Origin of the sequence: Kitasatospora sp. NPDC059327, from assembly GCF_042752535.1 — a bacterium.
GTDB lineage: Bacteria > Actinomycetota > Actinomycetes > Streptomycetales > Streptomycetaceae > Kitasatospora.
On the sequence record NZ_JBHYYB010000049.1, the window covers coordinates 16722 to 35826 of the forward strand.

17 protein-coding genes and 1 pseudogene are annotated in these 19105 nt (G+C 74.8%); 6 read left to right on the top strand and 12 right to left on the bottom strand.

The genetic code is table 11. From position 1 onward, the window contains the following. Positions 1-159 precede the first annotated feature (159 nt). Positions 160-3411: a discoidin domain-containing protein gene (locus ACFXHB_RS26560; RefSeq protein ID WP_380577148.1), complete on the top strand. Its 3252-nt coding sequence runs from the start codon at positions 160-162 to the stop codon at positions 3409-3411. A gap of 318 nt (positions 3412-3729) precedes the next feature. Here the strand turns inward: ACFXHB_RS26560 and ACFXHB_RS26565 are convergent, their stop codons facing one another. The 8 genes from ACFXHB_RS26565 to ACFXHB_RS26600 all read right to left on the bottom strand — a co-directional run bounded on the left by ACFXHB_RS26565 (position 3730) and on the right by ACFXHB_RS26600 (position 12756). After that, positions 3730-5193: a lytic transglycosylase domain-containing protein gene (locus ACFXHB_RS26565; protein ID WP_380577149.1), complete on the bottom strand. Its 1464-nt coding sequence runs from the start codon at positions 5191-5193 to the stop codon at positions 3730-3732. A 237-nt stretch (positions 5194-5430) separates the two neighbouring features. After that, on the bottom strand, positions 5431-6420 hold the full coding sequence (gene pqqB / locus ACFXHB_RS26570) for a pyrroloquinoline quinone biosynthesis protein PqqB (RefSeq protein ID WP_380577192.1): 990 nt from the start codon (positions 6418-6420) through the stop codon (positions 5431-5433). Continuing rightward, on the bottom strand, positions 6336-7727 hold the full coding sequence (gene pqqE, locus ACFXHB_RS26575; protein WP_380577150.1) for a pyrroloquinoline quinone biosynthesis protein PqqE: 1392 nt from the start codon (positions 7725-7727) through the stop codon (positions 6336-6338). Before pqqE ends, pqqB begins: the two co-directional genes overlap by 85 nt. Beyond that, positions 7724-8461 (bottom strand): pyrroloquinoline quinone biosynthesis protein C, encoded by a 738-nt coding sequence (locus ACFXHB_RS26580; RefSeq protein WP_380577151.1) that lies wholly within the window; start codon positions 8459-8461, stop codon positions 7724-7726. Before ACFXHB_RS26580 ends, pqqE begins: the two co-directional genes overlap by 4 nt. Then, the gene (gene pqqA / locus ACFXHB_RS26585; RefSeq protein ID WP_380577152.1) at positions 8446-8613 is read right to left on the bottom strand and encodes a pyrroloquinoline quinone precursor peptide PqqA; all 168 of its coding nucleotides are present in this window, start codon (positions 8611-8613) and stop codon (positions 8446-8448) included. The genes ACFXHB_RS26580 and pqqA overlap by 16 nt, the downstream gene beginning before the upstream one ends. A 193-nt stretch (positions 8614-8806) precedes the next feature. Then, a complete protein-coding gene (locus ACFXHB_RS26590; RefSeq protein ID WP_380577153.1) occupies positions 8807-10456 on the bottom strand; it encodes a PQQ-binding-like beta-propeller repeat protein in 1650 nt (549 codons plus the stop codon). Positions 10457-11019: 563 nt separating this feature from the next. Then, positions 11020-11742, bottom strand: a complete 723-nt coding sequence (locus ACFXHB_RS26595; RefSeq protein ID WP_380577154.1) for a DUF4232 domain-containing protein — start codon at positions 11740-11742, stop codon at positions 11020-11022. Positions 11743-12066: 324 nt separating this feature from the next. After that, complete coding sequence (locus ACFXHB_RS26600; protein WP_380577155.1) at positions 12067-12756, bottom strand: hypothetical protein; 690 nt, start codon at positions 12754-12756, stop codon at positions 12067-12069. 422 nt (positions 12757-13178) lie between these two features. Here ACFXHB_RS26600 and ACFXHB_RS26605 point away from each other — a divergent pair, with 422 nt between their 5' ends. Both ACFXHB_RS26605 and ACFXHB_RS26610 read left to right on the top strand, forming a co-directional pair. Beyond that, complete coding sequence (locus tag ACFXHB_RS26605; RefSeq protein WP_380577156.1) at positions 13179-13562, top strand: hypothetical protein; 384 nt, start codon at positions 13179-13181, stop codon at positions 13560-13562. Between the two features lie 21 nt (positions 13563-13583). Beyond that, positions 13584-13844 carry a hypothetical protein gene (locus ACFXHB_RS26610; protein WP_380577157.1) on the top strand — a complete coding sequence of 87 codons (261 nt, stop codon included), beginning with the start codon at positions 13584-13586 and terminating at the stop codon, positions 13842-13844. 86 nt (positions 13845-13930) lie between these two features. Here the strand turns inward: ACFXHB_RS26610 and ACFXHB_RS26615 are convergent, their stop codons facing one another. Next, on the bottom strand, positions 13931-14866 hold the full coding sequence (locus tag ACFXHB_RS26615) for an NADP-dependent oxidoreductase (RefSeq protein ID WP_380577158.1): 936 nt from the start codon (positions 14864-14866) through the stop codon (positions 13931-13933). A 139-nt stretch (positions 14867-15005) separates the two neighbouring features. Here ACFXHB_RS26615 and ACFXHB_RS26620 point away from each other — a divergent pair. Further along, positions 15006-15395, top strand: a pseudogene (locus ACFXHB_RS26620) (winged helix-turn-helix transcriptional regulator); the annotation flags it as partial. Positions 15396-15542: 147 nt separating this feature from the next. On the opposite strand, the gene ACFXHB_RS26625 reads toward ACFXHB_RS26620, so the two are convergent. Then, positions 15543-15956 carry a winged helix-turn-helix transcriptional regulator gene (locus ACFXHB_RS26625; RefSeq protein ID WP_380577159.1) on the bottom strand — a complete coding sequence of 138 codons (414 nt, stop codon included), beginning with the start codon at positions 15954-15956 and terminating at the stop codon, positions 15543-15545. A gap of 102 nt (positions 15957-16058) precedes the next feature. Here ACFXHB_RS26625 and ACFXHB_RS26630 point away from each other — a divergent pair, with 102 nt between their 5' ends. Further along, entirely contained in the window at positions 16059-16910 is an 852-nt protein-coding gene (locus ACFXHB_RS26630) for an alpha/beta fold hydrolase (protein WP_380577194.1), read from the top strand. 26 nt (positions 16911-16936) lie between these two features. Here the strand turns inward: ACFXHB_RS26630 and ACFXHB_RS26635 are convergent, their stop codons facing one another. Together ACFXHB_RS26635 and ACFXHB_RS26640 are read right to left on the bottom strand one after the other, a co-directional pair. Then, a complete protein-coding gene (locus ACFXHB_RS26635) occupies positions 16937-17617 on the bottom strand; it encodes an AAA family ATPase (RefSeq protein ID WP_380577160.1) in 681 nt (226 codons plus the stop codon). A 67-nt stretch (positions 17618-17684) separates the two neighbouring features. After that, entirely contained in the window at positions 17685-18443 is a 759-nt protein-coding gene (locus ACFXHB_RS26640; protein WP_380577161.1) for a hypothetical protein, read from the bottom strand. Positions 18444-18626: 183 nt separating this feature from the next. Here ACFXHB_RS26640 and ACFXHB_RS26645 point away from each other — a divergent pair, with 183 nt between their 5' ends. Then, positions 18627-19103 carry a hypothetical protein gene (locus tag ACFXHB_RS26645; RefSeq protein ID WP_380577162.1) on the top strand — a complete coding sequence of 159 codons (477 nt, stop codon included), beginning with the start codon at positions 18627-18629 and terminating at the stop codon, positions 19101-19103. Positions 19104-19105 lie beyond the last annotated feature (2 nt).

The following is a 19105-nucleotide window of genomic DNA, read 5'->3' on the forward strand; positions in this document are numbered from 1 at the left end:
CCGGTAGCGGTTTCCAGGGCTCCTTCGTTGTGTCCGTGCCCGTCACTCCGTGGACACACCAGGTCTACTCAGTCCCTCCGGTAACCTGACTAACCTTCAACGAAGTTTCACGATATGTCGATTACATACCATCCAGAAAGGGACACAGTGGGCAAAACAATGGCGAGGGTCCTCATACCCTCCCTGCTCGGCGCCCTGTTGGCTCCCCTGTCACCAGGGTCGGCAGCCGCGGCCACGGCGCCGTCCGTGTGGGTGGAGAGCGGCTACGACCACGTCTTCTCGTCCTCGACCGCCCCCGGGCGCGCCACCCAGCGGGTCGACCTGTTCGCCGCCCGCAACGAGACCCAGGCCGCCCAGATCGCGGTGCGCGGCGGCGACCAGCTGACCGGCCTCCACCTGGTCCCCGGCGACCTGGCCGGTCCGGGCGGGGCCACCATCCCGGCCTCGCGGATCACCGTGAACCGGGAGTACAACCACCCGAACGTCGGCAAGAAGACCGAGGCGGGCAACGACCACCAGGAGCCCCCGGACGGCGGGTCGAGCTACTACGACGCGCTGGTCGAGAACACCCCGTACAGCCTCGCCGCCAACACCACCCAGCCGTACTACTACAGCGTCGCGGTGCCGACCGGGCAGGCCCCCGGGGTCTACACCGGGCGTGCCACCGTGCAGAGTTCGGCCGGCGCGGTGGACGTCCCGGTCTCGGTGACGGTGTACGACGCGACGGTTCCGCCGGCCAACCGGTCGACGTTCCGGATGAACAACTGGTTCACCTCGGTCGGTTGGGACTACAACTGGACCGAGGCCTCGATCCCCGCGCAGTACACCAAGAGCGACGGCTCGGGCGCGCCGGTCAAGGCCTTCGACGAGGACTGGTGGAAGGTCATCACCAACTTCGCCGCCGACCACGCCAAGCACCGCAACAACGTCGTCTACGCCGACTTCCAGGCCCTGTCCATCCCGGACACCACGTCGGACGCCAACGGCAATCTGACCTTCAGCTGGAAGAACTTCGACCGCTTCCTGCAGATCTTCCAGGACGCCGGCGCCCTGCAGTACATCTACACCCCTACCCTCCTGGAGGGCAGCAGCCACCTGGAGGCCCTCGTCCCGGACGGCCGGGGCGGTGTCCAGAAGGAGCTGAAGCCGGCCGGTACGGACCCGTCGGGTACGGACCCGGCCGGCACGTACCTGGACACGGTGTTCACGGCGCTGAAGGACCACCTCGACACCAAGTGCCTGGACGCGGGGCCGACCTGTGCCCCGGGGCGGCGCTGGAGCGACGTCTTCTACATGAGCGCCGTCGACGAGCCCGATCCCGCCGACACCACCCAGACCCAGAACGCGGTGTGGCTCTACGAGCACTACAAGTCCGCCTTCCCGGCCGGCCTGAGCAACGAGTCCCGCCAGAGCCCGGTTCCCGGCATCGACGGCTCGCTCAGCACGGTGACCTCCATCGGCGGGCCGCAGTACGACCAGAACATGGCGTACTACCAGAACCTCCGCCTCTCCGGGAAGGACTTCTGGCTCTACTACTGCAACAACCCCACCGACAAGCACCTCAACCGCTACATCAGCTACCCGCTGTCCGACTCCCGGCTGACGCCGTGGATGGTGGCGTCCGCGGGCGGCAACGGCTTCCTGCACTGGGGCTGGAACATCTGGACCGACCCGTACAACAACTACGCCCCCCTCGACACCTTCGACGGCTGGATGGACGGTGACTACTACCTCGTCCGTCCCAACAAGGCCACCTACGGCGTCTACGACAGCGTCCGCAGCGAGGCCCTGCTCGCCGGCATCCAGGACTACGAGCTGCTGCACCAGCTCTCCGCCACCAAGCCGGTGCTGGCCCGCGCGCTCATCGGCTCGCTGATCAGCGGCACCACCAACTTCTCCACCTCCGGCGCGGCGGCCGACCAGCGGCACAGGCAGATCCTCGACGCGCTCGCCTCCCCCGCCCCGGACGCGGTCTTCCCGTTCGGCGACGACTTCGGCGCGGACAAGGACGCCTCCTGGCGCACCGTCGGCGGCTCCTGGTCGGCGGCCGGGGACGGCGGGTACGTGCAGGCCGACGCCAACATCGGCTGGGACGTGGTCGCGGGGCTGACCGGGCGCGCGTACCAGGACGTCTCGGCCTCCGTCGACGTCCGGATCACCGGGGTCAGGCCCGACGGCGGCGACACCAACTGGGCGGGCATGGTGGTCCGCAACCAGAACCCGACCGAGTCGCAGACCGGTTACCTGGTCGCGCTGCGCGACAACGGCGAGGCGTTCGTCAACCGCAGCGGCGTCCTCCTGGGGTCGGCCAACGTTCCGGGCTACACCCCGGGCCAGACGGTCAGCCTGCGGGTGTCCGCCCAGGGCGGCACGATCAAGGTCTACGCCGGGGCCGTCCAGCTGCTCACCGTGACCGACCAGGGCTACCCGGTCGGCGGCTTCGGCCTCGCCACCGGCGGGGCGTCCGCCCGCTTCGAGCACGTGCGGCTCAACCCGGGCACCGACCCGGCGGAGAACGCCGCCGTCGCCACCTCCAGCACGTACGAGGGCGACGGCTGGAGCACGGCCGCGCTGACCGACGGGCGCCGGGGCCTGGCCACCGGCACCAACGGCTGGAGCAGCAACACCGACGTGAACGCGGACCACAGCGAGTGGGCGCAGCTGGACCTCGGCTCGACCAGGCGGATCAGCCGGGTGGACCTCCACCCGCGCGCCGACGGTCCGGCCGCCGGCAAGGGCTTCCCGGTGGACTTCACCGTCCAGGTCTCCGCGGACGGCTCCACCTGGTCGACCGTCGCCGACCGCAAGAACTACCCGAAGCCGTCGGACGCCTCCGTCCAGACCTTCCCGTTCCAGCCCGCCGACGTGCGCTACGTCCGGGTGACGGGGACCAGGCTCGGCACCGACCCGAACGGCCAGTACCGGATGCAGCTCGCCGAGATCGAGGCGGCGGGCACCGACCTGGCGGTCAACCGGCCGGTCCAGGCGTCGAGTTCGGCGGGTCCCTACAGCTGGCGGCCGGCCGCGGTCAACGACGGCGTCGCGAACTCCACCCTCGACCACTCGATGGGCTGGAGCAGCGCCCGCTCCGCCGGGCCGGTCGCGAACGAGTGGGTCACGGTGGACCTCCAGGGCCCCAGCCTGATCAGCCGGGTGAGCCTGACCCCGCGCACCGACGGTGCCAACACCGGCCTGGGCTTCCCGGTGGACTACACCGTCCAGGTCTCGGCGGACGGCTCCACCTGGTCGACCGTCGCCACCCGGACGGGCACCCCGCGCCCCGGCGCGGCGCCGCAGGTCCTCACCTTCGCTCCGACCACGGCCCGGTACGTGAAGGTCACCGGCACCCGGCTGAGCGCCGACCAGTTCGGCGACTACTACCTTCAGCTCGGTGAACTCGGCGTCAGCTGACCCGGACCGCTCTCGGGCCCCGGGCGGAATGGCGGTTTCCAGGGGGCGTCGCACCACGTGGCCGGTTTGATCAGGCCGCGAGCAGTTCACGCAGGCGCTCGGCCGGGGTCTCCCGGCCGAGCGTTCTGCGTGGGCGGCCGTTGAGTTCGGCGGCGACGGTGGCGAGGTGTCCTGGGCCCCGCGTCCGCCTGCCCGGCGGGTGCCCGCGGTGCGGGCGTCCGCGCCCCGTCGTGGCGCGCGGACCGGGGCCGAGGTGCGCGGGTGAGGGCGCGGCGGACCTGGACCGACCGGGTGCCGGATCCGCCGCGCCGCGCGCGGTCAGCGCGCCGAGGGTGACGGGGAGAGGGCCGCCGAGGGGGTGGGCGAGGCGCTCCCGGCGGCGGCGTCCGTCGGGGTCGCGGTCGGGGTACCGGTCGGGGTCGGGCAGCCGGGCGCGGTGGGCGTGGCGGTGGCGGTGGCGGTGGCGGTCGCCGAGGCGGAGGCCGTAGGGCTCGCGCCGTCGGTGGGCGTCGCCGTCGCGGTGGGAGTGGCGCAGGCGGTGGGCGTGCCGCTGGGCGTGCCCGTCGGGGTGGCCGTCGCGGTACCGGTCGGGGCCGCGGTGGGCGTCCCGGTCGGGGTGGCGCTCGGGCTGGTGGTGGCCGACGGCGACGGCGAGGAGGTGGCCGTGGGCGCCGTCGTCGCGGGGCGGCTCGGCGTACCCGTCGGCGGCTGTGTGGGGGTGGTGGTCGGCGCTCCGGTCGGTGTGCCGGTCGGCGTCTCCGCGGGCGCGGGCGCCGAGGGGCTGGTCGCCGGTGCGGGCGCGGTGGTCGCGGGCGCGGTGGTCGCCGGCGTGGTGCCCGCCGGCGTGGGCACGGTCGTCGGCGGGGCCGCGAACGGGGACGCCGCGGTGGCGGGGGCCGGCCGGTCCGGGGTGGTGGTCGCGGTGCCGGTGCCGAAGTGGGACATCCAGTTCTTGACGGTCCGCAGGTACTCGCCCGAGTTGTTGTAGCCGAGGATCGCCCGGTCCAGCTGCGCCGGGTCGGCGAGGTCGCGCCCGCCCGCGCAGAGGTAGCGGCCGGCCGACTCGGCGGCGTCGAAGATGTTGTTGGGGTCGGCCTGGCCGTCGCCGTTGCCGTCGACTCCCCAGTACGCCCAGGTGGAGGGGATGAACTGCATCGGCCCGACGGCCCGGTCCCAGAGCCGGTCACCGTCGTACCGGCCGCCGTCGGTGTCGGATATCGCGGCGAAGCCGTTGCCGTTGAGCGCCGGGCCGAGGATCGGCCGGTAGGTCGTCCCGGCGGCGTCCACCCCGCCCCGGTTGGCCTGGCCGGACTCGACCTCGCCGATCGCGGCCAGCAGCTGCCAGGGCAGGTGGCAGGCGGGCGAGCGCAGGGCCAGCGCGGTCTCGGCCTTGCGGTAGGCGGCGAAGACCGTCGCCGGCAGGGCCGGCCCGGTCCGGAACGGTCCGGCGGACGGGTCGCCCGGCAGGGTCGTGGGCGGTTGCGGCAGCGGGACGGCGCCCCCGCCGTCCACCGGAACGGGGGACCCGCCCGGGAGCGTCGGCAGGGCGGTCCCGTCGGGCGCGGTGGTGGGCAGCGCGGCGGTGGAGACGACGACGGCCGCGGTCGGGTCGATCACCGGCGGTACCGGCTCGGCGGCCGCGACGGCGGAGAGCCCGAGGCCCGTCACCTGAGAGCCGGTCAGGGCCGCCAGCGCGGTGAACGCGGCCGCCGTCCCGGTCATCCGCTTGCCCAGCCGTATCCGGCGGCCCGCCTGCTGCCCGCTGTCGAACCGTGCCTTCATGCCCTGTCCTCCCCGTCACCGTCCGGACCCTCGGGGAACGGACGGGCTGTCACCATCGTGCCTGCCAATCCATGACAGTTCGTCGTACCGCAACGATTAGTATCACGACGGTCCGACCGGGCCCGGGTGAGCAGCGGCTGTCCCGGGCCCCACGGTCCGGTGAACGGGCAGGTGGGCGGTGGGCCCGTGGAGCGACACGCGCGGGGCCGGCCGCCCGGCCGGGGGCGACAGCGGTGCTCAGAGCTCGACGAGTTGCCCGTCCTCGGCGACGGCCGCGCCCGCCGCCGCCATCGCCCGGGCCAGGGCCGCGGCGCCGGGGGAACCCGGGTGGGCCAGCGGGTTGGTGTTGTTGAGGTGGGTGTAGAGGTAGCGCGGTCCGGGGTGCCGGGCCAGGTGGGCCAGCGAGTCCCGGACCGCCAGGTGGCCCATGCCGCGTGAGGTGCGCGCGCCGCCGGTGCCCTCGGCGAGTTCGTCGTCGGTCGCGAAGGTGCCGTCGAGGATCACCACGGCCGCGTCGGCCACCGCCCGGTCGAGTTCGGGCGTCCAGGCGGCCAGACCGGGCGCGTACACCGCGCTCGCCCGGCTCCCGGCGGCGGTGAACTGGTAGCCGGTCACCCAGTCCGACCGGTCCTCCCAGCCCTCGCCGGGCAGGTCGGCGGCGTACCGGGGTCGCTTGCCGCCGAGCGCCAGCGGCTCGGCGCGCAGTCCGCCGGCCAGGTCGACCGCGGTGCCGGGCACCACGCTCTGCCAGCGGGCCTTGGTGTAGGGCGCGAGCAGCGGGCCGACCGGGAAGGCGGCGTGCAGCGCGGCGCGGACCGGCTCGGTGGCGTGCACGCTCAGCCCGGCGGCCTCCCGCAGGGTCAGCAGGCCGAGCGTGTGGTCGAGCTCGCCGCTGGTCAGCAGGACACCGCGCAGGGGAGTGTCGCGGGTGCCCTCGGCCGGGGCGAGCTCGGGCGCGGCCAGCAGTTGGCCGCGCAGGTCGGGCGAGGCGTTGACCAGGTACCAGGCGGCGCCGTCCGCGCTGACCGCCAGACCGTCCTGACTGCGGGCGGTGCCGGTGCGGCGGGCGGTGGAGCAGCCCGCGCAGCCGCAGTTCCACTGGGGCAGTCCGCCGCCGGCGGCCGTGCCGAGGATCCGGATCTTCAGTGCGTCCTCCGGGGTGCGGGGGCCGGGGAGGTCGCCGGGGCCGGCCCGATGACCAGGTGGTGGTCGGGGGAGAGGCGGCAGGCCGGGTCGGTCGCCGCCGGGTCCCCGGTGAACTGGAACGCCTGGCAGCGGCAGCCGCCGTGGTCCACCTCTCGCAGCGCGCAGCCGCGGCAGGGCTCCGGCATCCAGTCGGTGCCCCGGTAGCGGTTGAACAGGGGCGAGTCGTGCCAGCTCGCCGCGAGGCCGTCGGTCACCGCGTTGGGCAGCGGCGGACCGGGCAGCTGTGCGGCGGCCAGGCAGGGCAGTACGTCGCCGGTGGGCGCCACCACCAGTTGCCGCCTGCCCCAGCCGTCCATACAGGGCTTCACGGTGCCGCCGTGGTGGTCGGCCGCGACGTGCACGATCTCGATCCGCCCGCCGTGCCGCTCCCGGGCGGCGGCCACGTCCAGTTCGGCCCGGCGGACCTGCGCCTCACTCGGGGCGAGGTGGGCCCGGTTGCGCCAGGCCCAGCCGTAGAACTGGGTGTGCGCCAGCTCGACCCGGTCGGCGCCCAGCGCCACCGCCAGGTCGGCGAGGGCCCCGAGGCGGGCCAGATTGCCCCGGTGCAGCACCACGTTGACGGTCAGCGGCAGCCCCGCGCCGGTCAGCAGCCCCGCCGCGGCGAGCTTGCGCTCGTGCGCGGCCAGGCCGGCCACGGCGTCCGCGCGGCGCAGATCGGCGTCCTGGACGGAGAGCTGGACGTGGTCCAGGCCCGCCTCGGCCAGGGCGTCGACGCGCGGCCCGTCCAGCGGGATGCCGCTGGTGACCAGATTGGTGTAGAGGCCGAGGTCGTGCGCGTGGGCGACGATCCGGGCCAGATCGCGGCGCAGCAGCGGCTCGCCGCCGGTGAGGTGCACCTGGAGGACGCCGAGCCCGCGGGCCTGGTCGAGTACGCGGAGCCACTGGTCGGTGTCCAGTTCGTCGCGGTAGCGGGCGAGTTCGACCGGATTGGCGCAGTAGGTGCACTGCAGCGGGCAGCGGTAAGTGAGTTCGGCGATCAGGCCGAACGGCGCCGGTGACCGGACGGCGGCGCCCGGCAGCCCGGCGGCCGGGCGGGACAGTGCGGCCGAGCCGGATCCGTCCAGGGTCAGCAGCCGGCGTTCGACGAGGTCGGCGAGCAGGTCGCGGACCTGCGCCCCGTCCACCCCGTCGTACTCCGCGGCGAGCCCGGCGGTGATCAGGCCGGTGTCGCGCCGGCCGTCGCAGTGGCGCAGCACGGCGGCGGCGGTGTCGTTGAGCAGCAGGACACCCTCGGGGTACAGCAGGGCGGCGCGGTCGCGGACCGGGTCGTGCACCAGCCGCACCCCGCGCCGCAGCCCGGGCACCTCGACGGCCGGTGTGGTCGTCACCGGTCGGCCCCGTAGTCGACGGCGTCCAGCATGGCGCGCAGCACCTCGCACTTGAAGGCCAGCGCGTCGAGTGCGGCCTGCTGCTGGTGGGCGGTGACGCAGTGGTCCAGCACGAGCTCCAGGGTGCGGGCGCTGTCCTTGCGGGCGGTGGGGATGCGGTGCTCGAAGTACGCGTACCCCGCCGGGTCGATCCAGTCGTAGTGGGTGCGCCAGGCGGTGACCCGGTCGGCCATGTGATCGGGCGAGAACATCTCGGTGAGGGCGGCCGCCACGCCCTCCGTCCACGGCCTGGTCTGGCAGAAGTGCAGATAGCCGTCGACGGCGAAGCGGACGCCGCGGGTGACGTGCCGCTGGTCGGTGACCTCCGCGCGGTCCAGGCCGACCGCGTCGGCGAGCACCAGCCAGTCGGCCAACCCGCCCTCGGTCAACCCGCTCTCGGCCGGCCGGCCCTCGGCGGGCCCGCCCGGTCGCTCCGGGGCCGGTCCGTCCTGGTAGGCGAGCCGGTCCACCCAGGCCCGACGGACCTCCGGCAGCGGGCAGTTGGCGATGATCGCGGCGTTCTTGCGGGTCAGGCACAGCTGGTAGTACCAGCGGTTGGCGACCCAGCGCCGCAACTCCGGTGGCGTGCAGCCACCGGAGTGCAGGCGCAGATGGAACGGGTGGGTGTCCCAGTACCGTTCCCGCAGGTCGTACAGCCTGGCCGCGAACCGCTCGCGGGTCAGCGGTTGAGCCACTGGGCGGCCCGTCCGGCGTAGGCGGTGACCTCGGCGCCGGTGCGGTGGCACTCGACCGCCGGCGCGGACCAGGCGGGCCTCGTGACGGCGCCGGCCGGGCGCCCGGACGGCACCGCGGTGGGGGTGGGCGGGGGAGTGGCGGTGCGGTTCATCGGGATTCCTCCTCGGGGACGGGGCGGGTGGGAGGAGCGCACGGGCCCGGTGGGCCGCGCGGCTCCGTGGGTCAGGACGCTACGAGCCGCCGGGCCCGGCCGCCGGTCCAACCCGCGCGATGCGCGGACAATCGCGCTCGAACGGGTGACGGGCCGGGGCCGGGGGTTTGGGTGGTCGCGGTACGGGCGGCGGTCAGGAAGCGGCGCGGCCGAAGGCCACCAGGTGTCCGTCCTTGGTGCCGACGAACACCCGCCCGCCGTCCGTGGCGGGGACGGCGAACCTGCTCACCGTGCCGAGCGCGAAGCTGCGGCGCAGCTTGAGCGTGCCGTTGACCGGCAGCGGGTCGTACACCCGCAGCTCGCCGTTCTGCCCGCCGGGACCGGTGCCGGAGTAGACGGTCCAGACCAGCGCCGAGCCGGAGGCCGTCCCGTTGGAGGTCACCACGGGCGAGCCGGAGGCGTAGCCGAAGCCCTCGGCGCTGGTGCCCGCGCTGGTCAGCTGGGGGTTTCCGGCGCTGTTCACCGAGTACTTGAGCGCGCGCAGCGAGCCGTAGTTCTCGACCAGGTAGACGTAGCCGCCGTCGCCGCCCCAGACCCCCGGGTGGCCCCAGACGCCCTTGAACGGGCCTGTCGTGCCGACCGCGCCGTCGGTGCCGTTCGGGCCCTGGCCCATGCCGCCCAGGTGGTCGCGGTCCAGCAGGAAGATCCGGCCGTCCTTGCCGACCTGCACCAGCAGGTGCGGGTGGGCGGTCGTGCCGAAGCCGGACGGCAGGGCGGCCGGCCCGCCGGAGCCGAGGTCCACGTCGCCGTGGTCCATGTCCCGGTTGTTGGTCGGGCTGAAGAAGTCCTTCGGGGCGAGGCTGCCGTCGGCGTTCACGCCCAACCGGACGACGGACTCGGCGAAGTGGCCCTGCGGTTTGTCGCCGGGGCCCTTGGGCGGGGAGGAGCCCGTGCCCGCGCCGTTGCCGGTGGCCAGGATGATCCGCCCGGCGCCGTCCGAGACCAGACCGCCGCCGCTCATCCAGACGCCCGCGTTCTGCGAGGCGGAACCGGACTCGGTGGACCAGAGCGTCAGTTTGCGGGTGCCGGTGTGGACGCCCGCGACGACGCCGACGTACGTCCCGACGCCGCAGTCCGAGGCGAAGCCGAAGTACACCGCGCCGTCCAGCAGCAGCAGCCCGGCGCGCTGCGCCGAGGTGACCGGGTCGAAGGCGACCCCGGGACTGTTCACCGGCGCGCCCTGGACGGTGACCGGCCAGCCGCCGCGCGAGGCGCCCGAGGCGATGTCCAGCGCGTGCGCCGAGAAGTGGGCGCCGCCCTCGTTGGACTTCGCCACCAGGTAGACGGTGCCGCTCGCCTTGTCGTACACGGGTGTCGAGGTGATGCCGGTACCGGGGGAGAGGCAGGCGGTGGAGGACGGGACGGGCGTGCCGAGCGCGCGCTGCCACAGGATCCGGCCGTCGGTCGCGCTGATGCCGTAGACGTGGTTGGTCTCGGTGACGACCACCACGGTCGAACCGGCGACCAGCGGCTGGGCCAGCACGGCGCCGTCGACGGCGGTGGACCAGCGCCGGCCGAAGTTCGAGCCGGAGACCTGCGTGGGGCCCAGGCCGGGCTCGGCCGCGTCCCAGCCGGTGCGCAGACTGTTCACCGAGACGGTGGGGTTGTCGGCGCGCGCGGCCGGTGCGGTGGCCAGCGAGCCGGCCAGGGCCGGGGCGAGCAGGGCCAGCCCGCCCAGGAACGCGGTACCGGTGCGGAACACCGGTGTTCGGCGCGCCGCCGGGCGGGCCGCCGGCGCGCTGCGCGGGCCGCCCGGGGGTCGGGGTGGGTGGAGTCGGCTCATACGGTCCGCCTTGGCTGTCGGGGAGTACGGGTACGGCGCCGTGGCGTCATTCTGTGAACGCCCGTGCCGTGCCCGCATCCGCCCGCCGCCCCGACCCCGGTGCCGTTCACGCCCCGGAGGGAACCGGCTGCGCCGCCCGGCGTCTCCCCGGCGGCCCTCCGGCGCCGCCGCGACGCTCCGGGGGCGGACTCCCCGGACCGGACGGACCCGGGCCGTCGCGGGCTCGGCGGCCCCCGGCCGGCACCGGGGGCCGCGCGGGTGGTCAGGCCGTCCGGGCGGCCCGCCGGCCGCGCGCGAACGCCTCGCCGCCGGACCGGTGGTCGGCCTCCCGCGCCGCGGTGCACCGCTCCCGTTTCGAGAGTTGCCGGGGGGAGGTCTGCGCCTCGGTCCCGGGCGCCAGGACGAGCAGGGGGCCAGGACGGTCGCGGCGGCCATGCGGCGGATCCTCACGGGGTGCGGCTCTCTCCTCCGGGACGGCCCGGCGCTCCGGCGCTCCGGAGCCGGCGGGAGCGTTCGGCTCCGGGCGCGCATCCCGGCAGCGCCGGCACCGCGGCGTCGGGGGCCTACTTGCCGGCGGTCGTCATGGAGGTGACCGCCTCCGCCAGGCCGGCGCGGTAGAGGCCCAGCCGCGGGTTCAGGACGTGGACGCCGCTGGTGAGCGGGAAGTTCTGGGTGTTGGCGAGGGGCATGTCGGTGCCGTCCTGGTCGGCCAGCACGTTGAGTTCGTCGATGCCGGGAGCCGTGCCGGTGGTGGCGCCGCTCGGGTCGAGGTCGATCACCGCGTAGGCGCTCCGGCCCGCCGAGACGGGGAACCGCGCGGTGCCGCTCGCGAGCACCGGCTTGATGTTCCGGCTCCGGTCACGGGACGTGGCGTTGCCCAGGTCGACGCCGGGGGAGGAGCTCAGGCTGCAGGCGTCGGCGCCGGTGTTGCGCACCTCGATCACCCACTGGTGGGGCGCCCCGGAGCGGGCGGTCACGTGGATCGAGAGGTTCGTGATGTCGCACGGGTGGGCGGCGGCCGTGCCGGCACCCCCGCCGTCGGACCGGGTGCCGCCCGACGGGCTCGCGGCGGGCGGTGTCTGCGCGGCGGGGCGTGAGGCCGCCGCCGTGGTCGGCGCGCCCGCCGCGGGGGCGCCGGTGGTCGGTCCGGCGGCCGTGGTGGGGGCGGGGGCGGGCGTGCCGCCGGCCGAGTCGGCGTTGTCGGGCCCGCAGGCGGTCAACGCGAGCCCCGCCCCGACGAGGAGGGCGGCGGAGGCGAGCAGCTGGCGAGGGTGGCGGACGGACACGGTGGCTCCCCGAGGGCGGTGCGTGCTGACGACGTGGACACCTCACAGGACGATCGGTCGACGGCGTTCGGTGGCACCGCCGGCGTCACAGTCGTCAGGACACGATGGGGATGGAACCGTGACATTCGGTCGGGTGCGGTGCAGTTGACACGGCGTAACCCTGGACGCACCGCGCCCACTCCCTTGCGCCGCCGTCACCGTCATCGCCGCCGCCCGTCCGTGCCGGGGAGCCACCGCGGCCCCGCCGGAGGGCGCTCGGGCACCCTCCGGCGGGCCCGGCCCCGGTTCGGTCCTCAACCCCCCTACGGAGGAGGGGGATCGGACTCAGCCGGTGAGCGACTTGGCCAGCACCATCGCCAGCGCGCCCTCGGCGATCACCTCGGCCGGGGCGTTGACCTCGTTGTCCGGACCGCGGTCCTTGACCACCGCGACGGAGTAGGAGCGGCCGCCGGCCAGGAAGAGGACCTCCGGGAAGGTGCCGTCCTTGCGCTGGGTCAGCACCGCGTCCTGGCCGACCCCCGGCAGCGGGGTGACCTGGAGCTTTCCGTTCTGCCGGGCGGCGGCCAGGGCGTTCGGGTCCACCTCGTGGATGGCGACGTACGAGTCGCGGGAGCCCCAGGTGCAGCCCCACGGTGTGCTGCCGTCGCTCGCCTTGTCGAGGTGGGTGCCCCGGAACGGGCCGGCGGTGCCCACCGCGGCGATGACCTGGGGCGAGGTCAGCAGGGTGCAGGCGTCGGCAGGACGGTGGGCGGCCGCCCCGGTGGGCTGTCCGGCGGCGGTGGGAGCCGGCGCGGAGGCGGTCGGCACGGAGCCGGTCGGCGCGGTGGCTCCGGTGGGTGTCGGGGCGGTGGACGTCGGGGCAGCGGGCGTCGAGGTGCCGGGCGCGGTGGGCGGGGGCGCCGCCGTCGCCCCGCCGCCGGAGGACGAACAGCCGGCCACGGCCGCGGCCGCGAGGGCCACCGCGGGCAGCCAGAGCTTTCGACGGCCGTACGGAACGGATGGGTTGAGCTTCACGGGAACCCCCTCGGCCGGCGCCCGCCACGCTGGCGGGCTGCGCTGTGCACGGGATCCTAGTAGCCGGCCGTGGCCGGTATCTCCCGTTTCTGTGACGGGAGTTGCGCGGTCTCGTCACGAGCGTGGCCCGGCGCGCCCGGGGGGTCGGACAGGCGGTCCGGGGTGCGGGGGTAGTGCGCGCACGTGCGGACCGGCTCCGGGCGGCGCCCGTGGCAGGAGGGCCTGACCAGGTCCGATGGGCGAAGGTCCTTTACCAGTACGGGGTGTTCGGTGTCGAGCTCTCCCCCATCAGCTCCCCGGACGGGTGATGTTCTGGTGAAAGTGGTCATGCCAGGAACGGCGGCCCGGCATCCTTGGGCCGGTGACCAGGAGGATCCCGCAGCCGGCGGAGTCCCGCGACCAGGCGGATGGAGGCCCAGACGGTGAGCACGAACCTGCCGGAGACCGTGGCGGAGGGGCCGGTGGTCCTCCCGGCGCCGCCTCGTGTGGTGGACGACCTGGCCCGTGACCTGACCCATGCCGCGGCTGCCGTCCGGGCGGTCTCGCGGGCCGGGCGCAGCGGCGGTGACGTCGCCGTCGCCGCGTACACCGCCGTGGTGTGCACCGGCCGTTCGGCGGCCCGGGCCCTGGAGGAGGCCGCCGCCTGGTGCCGTCAGGCGCCCGAGGCCGAGGTGCACTCGTTGGCCTGGGCCCGGGTGCCCGGGCATCGTGACGACGTCTACGAGTACCGCGTCACCCTGGCCGTGAGCTTTCCCGACCACGAGACGGGGGAGCACAGCGGCGACACCCATCACGCCCCGCGCTGAGGGCGGGCTAGGATCGCGCTCATGGATCATGGGGAGACGCACGGGACGCAGGCGACGACCGAGAAGGGCGAACTCTCCACCGGGGCGGCCGCGGCCGCCACCGTCCTGGCGGCGCTGGGTGCCGTGGCGGTCCTGCTGGCCGTCTTCCACTGGCTGGGCTGGACGGCCCCCGGCATCGGCTGGCTGCTCGCCAAGGGCGCCGTCAAACTCTGTGCGGGCGGGGTGGTCGGTCTGGTCGGCGCACTCGCGTGGCTCCGCCAACGGCGTTCGGGGAAGCACTAGTTCGAGGCCCCTGGCGCGACGCCCGGCCGGTCGGGAACGGCTGCGGCCGGGCCCGGCCGGGCCCGGTCCTCCGGGCAGGCGGGCGGTCAGGGCACCAGGACGAGCCGCCCGCGCAGGCCGCCGCGAGCCAGTCGGCGGTGCGCGTCGGCGGCCCGCGCCAACGGGTGGGTCGCGGCCACCCGCAGGGTCAGCCGCCCGGCGGCGGCGAGGGCGGACAGGCCGGCGAGCGCCGGGCCGTCGGCGGCGATCCAGACGGTGGACACCCGGATGCCGCGCAGGCCCGGCGGCGCGCCGCCGGTCACGGTGACGAAGGCCCCCCGGTTGCGGACCGCGCCGAGCGCGACCACCCCGAGCAGCGCGGCGTCCAGCGCGCCGTCCACCCCGCCCGGGACGAGCGCCCGGACGGCGGCGGCCGGATCGGCGGCGCCGCGCGGCACGAACCGGTCGGCGCCCAGCCCGCGGACCAGGGCCTCGTCGGCCTCGCCGGCCATCGCCACGACCCGCAGACCGCGCAGGGCGGCGAGTTCGACGGCGAAGCCGCCCACCCCGCCGGCCGCGCCGGTCACCAGCAGCGTGGCGCCGGCCGGCAGGTCGAGCAGCTCCAGGGCCTGGAGGGCGGTCAGCCCGTTCAGCGGCAGCGTCGCGGCCTCGACCGCCGGCACCCCCGTCGGGGCCGGGGCCAGCGCCGAGGCGTCCAGCACCACGTACTCGGCGTAGGTGCCGAGCGGGACGTCCAGGCGGTCCCGCAGGCCGATCACCTGGTCACCCGGGCCGAAGCCGGACACCCCCGCGCCCACCCGGTCGACCGCGCCGGCCACGTCCCAGCCCAGGCCGGTCACCTCGCGCGGGGCCATCAGCCCGGCCGCCACCAGGGCGCCGGACCGGGTCACCGCGTCCACCGGATTGACCCCGGCGGCCGCGACCCGGACCAGCACCTGGCCCGGGCCGACCTCGGGCACCGGCACGTCCACCAGCTCCAGGGCTTCGGGACCGGCATGGCTGCGAACGACGACGGCACGCACACTGCACTCCTTCGGGAGGGACGGCGGAGTCGGCGGGCCCGGGGCCACCGGTCTTGCCAACGAGTCCCACGCTAGGGAGAGTTGCTCTCCGACGGGAAGCACGCACCGCGAAGTGCGTACCGCACCGGGAGGAGAGTCCGTGGCCACCACCACCGCCGCTCAGCGCCGCTCGGCCGAGCGTGCGCGCTTCGACGCCTATCTCGCCCAGTGCCCGGCCCGGCAGTTGCTCGACCGGATCGGTGACAAGTGGGTCAGCCTGCTGGTCAACGCCCTGGCCGACGGCCCGCAGCGCTACGGCGAGTTGCGCCGCCGACTGGCCGGGGTGAGCGAGAAGATGCTCACCCAGACCCTGCGCGCCCTGGAGCGGGACGGCCTGCTCACCCGTAGCGTCACCCCCTCGGTGCCCGTCCGGGTCGACTACGCGCTGACTCCGCTGGGGGCGGGCCTGCTGCCGTTGATGCGGGCGATCAAGGACTGGGCCGAGGACAACATGCCCGAGGTGCTGGCCGCCCGGGAGGCCCACGACAGCCGCGAGGCCAGGGGGTCCGACGAGACCCACGAGACCCACGAGGGCCAGGAGGCACGGGGGTCCGGGAGGTCCACCGGGCCGGCCGGCCACGGACTCGTGCTGTAGCCGTCGACGAGCGGCGGTGACCAGCGCAGTCGGCCCACGGCGCTAGCGGGGCGGCGACTCGTCGGCGAGCCGGTTGCTGCGGTCGATCTCCGGCATGTGGGTCTCGGCCCAGACCCGCAGGGCGGAGAGCGGTCCTTCGAGGGACAGGCCGAGCTCGGTGAGCCGGTAGTGAACGGCGGGCGGCACGGTGGGTTCCACGCGGCGCGCGACCAGACCGTCGCGGACCAGGCTCTGCAAGGTGACGGACAGCATTTTCTGTGAGATGCCCGCCATGCGGCGTCGCAGGTCCGCGAAACGGATCTCGTTCGGAGCCTCCTCGGCCAGTACCTTCACCGCCATCGACGTCCACTTGGTGCCGATGCGGTCGAGCAACTGGCGGGTCGGGCAGCACGGATCCAGCAGATCGCCCCGCTCGCCGCGCCGCTGATCGGGTTCGTCGGGCCTCGATGTGGTCACTCGGGGCTCACCACCTGAAGGGAAAGTGCCGTCTTGGACGGACCAGGATAGTTCCCTAGCGTGACCTGGTCACCATTCCTCACCACCACCTGGAGCCTCTCCATGCCCGAGCTGCGGCGCGTCCCCGTCAACGGTGTCGAACTGAACGTCGCTCTCGTCGGATCGGGCCCGGCCGTACTGCTGCTGCACGGTTTTCCGCACACCTGGGAGCTGTGGACGGACGTCATGGCCGACCTGTCCGACCGCTACCGCGTCATCGCGCCGGACCTGCGCGGGTTCGGCGCGAGCGGCCGGGCCGCCACCGGGTACGACGCGGGCACCCTGGCCGAGGACGCCGCGGCGCTTTTCGCCGCGCTCGGCGTGTCCTCGGCCGCGGTGGTGGGCATGGACGCGGGTGCCGCGCCGGCCTTCCTCCTCGCCCTGCGTCGCCCCGGTCTCGTCCGGCGCCTGGTCGTCATGGAATCCCTCCTGGGCAGGCTGCCCGGCGCCGAGGACTTCCTCGCCGACGGGCCGCCGTGGTGGTTCGGCTTCCATGCCGCCGCACCCGGCCTTGCCGAGACCGTGCTGGAGGGTCACGAGGCCGCCTACGTCGACTGGTTCCTGCGCGCCGGCACACTCGGCGACGGGGTGCGCCCCGTCCTCCGGGACGCCTTCGTCCGCGCGTACACCGGCCGACAGGCGTTGAGCCGCGCGTTCTCGTACTACCGGGCGCTGCCCGAGAGCGCGGCACAGATCGAGCAGGCGGTCGCCACTGCCCGCCTGACGGTGCCGACGATGGCGGTGGGCGCCCGGCCCGTCGGTGCCGCGCTGGAACGCCAGCTCCGCCCGATCGCCGACAACCTCACCGGACACGTCATCGAGGACTGCGGCCACATCATCCCGCTGCACCGCCCGCGCGCCCTGCTCGCGCTGCTGCGTCCCTTCCTGGCCGGCGAGGACGCGAAAGCGGCGTGACCGGGTCCGGGGGCCGACGTCAGACCCTAGGGCTGTCGGCCGGGCTGACGGACCGCCGGATCCGGGGTCGCGGCCGCCACCGGCATCCCGCCCCGGGCCTCGTCCGGTGTCGTGCGCAGGGCTTCGTCGAGGCGCGCCGCGAGGGTGTCCCAGGGGCGGCACTCCACCACCGGGAGGTCATGCCGCCGGGCCTGCTCCGCGAGCCAGCGCGAGTACCGGGCACCGACCTCCGCCCGTCGCACCTGAGCGCCGCACCCGGGCTCGCGGGCGGCGTAGTTGGCGGTGATCCGGGCCGCGTCCGGTTCGTGCAGGAACACCGCCCGGACGCGCCGCCCCGCCGCCCGGCCCGCCTCGACGGCCCGGGCGGCGGCGGCCGGGGTGAGGTAGTCGCCCTCGACGACCGAGGGCACATCCACCGTCAACCGGTTGCGGACGACACCGAGCACGGCGGGCTCAAGGGCCCGCGCGGTGGCGATCTGCAGTTCCAACTCCCGCTCGGCAGAGAGGCTTTCGGTTTCGACCGGGTCGTCGAAGTGGTGCAGCCCGGGGTGCTGGGCGGCTGTGGTGATCTCCTGGACGGCGCTGACCACGTCGTCGAACTCCACCACGAACGCGCCCGACCCGCCGGCCAGCCGTGCGGCGGCCCGGCTCTTCCCGATGCCCGAAGCCCCGCCGATCAGCACGATGTCCCACCGCATGGTCGCCATGGGCGGACGGTACCGCGCGCAAGGGGAGGGGGTCACCCGCATTCGGTCGGGCCGCCGCAGGGGGCGGTCAGCTGCGGTTCTCGTGGGCGGAGACGTTGCCGGTGACGCCCTTCAGCAAGGGGTCGAGACGGCCGGTCAGCCCCTGGTACTCGCTCTGCCGGCCGTCGGACCACTGGCCCAGGCCCACCACCATCGCGCGTCCGGCGGCGGTGAACGCCTGGACCATCCCGCTGTCGGGGGCCAGGGTGGGCAGCCCGGAACCGGGCGGCGGGGCCTGGGCGCCCACCTCGTAGTCGTCGAAGGCCATGGCCAGCTCGGTGACCAGGTGAACGGTGTCGGTGCTCTCCCGCATGGTGAAGACCGACAGGTTGAACTGGTTGTTCCGGTCGTCCTTGTAGAGCGCGACCTGGTGGCTGACACAGCCCTGGCTCCTCCTGATCATCGAGATCAGGCGCGGGCCGACGGAGTCGGGGAGGGTGCAGGATTCCAGGGTCCTGGCGGCCACCTTGGTGTAGACCGCACCCGAGTCCGCCTTCACCTCGGCGGGGAAGGCCTGGTCCAAGGGCACGGCCGGGCGGGCCCCGGCGGTCGCGGAGGGCTGGGTCGGGGCCGCCGCGGCCCGGTTCGTGGCGCCGGCCGGGTTCGTGGCGCTTGCCGGGGCCGCCGCGGCGGGCGTGCCGGCCGAGTCGTCCTCGGCCGGCTCGATGGTCTGCATCGCGCCGAACGCCACCGCTGCCGCGGCGAGCGCCAGGGCCAGGTTGCGCGGCCAGACCGGCTTCGCGGGCTCGGGTCGGTCCTGGCCGGGGAGGTTGTCGCTGGTGTTCACCCCGGTACCGTAGTGATCATCGCTATCGAACCGGCGATGGAATGATCACAGCTTCATCACCGAGCACCCTCGGGGCCTCCCGGTTCCGTGGGGATACGCCGGTCGCACGGCGGCCGGACCGTCCGCCGGTTACGCTCACCGGGGATCGACCGCCCGGTCGAGCCGAAGGGGGCGGGGGCCACCGTGGACTGGGGAACGCTCGTGGGCACCGCGCTCGGTGCGGTGCTGGGTATCGGATCGACCCTCGCCGTCGACCGTGCGCGGGCGCGCCGCGAGAGCGACATCCGGGGCGAGCAGCTCCGGCGTCAGGTGTACGGCGAGTACCTCGTCGCCCTCTCCCGGACCCGGAGCCTGCTGCGTGACATCGCGCACGACGTCCGGGAGCCCCCGGAGGAACGGGCCCGGCGGGCGCGCGACTCGGTGCGCGAGGGCGGCGCGTACGAGCTCCGCCACCAACTGCGGCTCTGCGCGCCGACCGAGGTCCTGACGCTCGTCGACCAGGTGCACGCGGCGCTGCGCGAACTCCGGGAGCAGGTGCTGAACGGTGCCGTCTCCCAGGACGGGCCGTACCGGGCCGCGCGGGCGACGTACGAGACCGCCGCGGCGGCCCTGCGCGAGGCGATGAGGCGTGATCTGGAGGTCGCCCCCGACCGGAGCTGAGC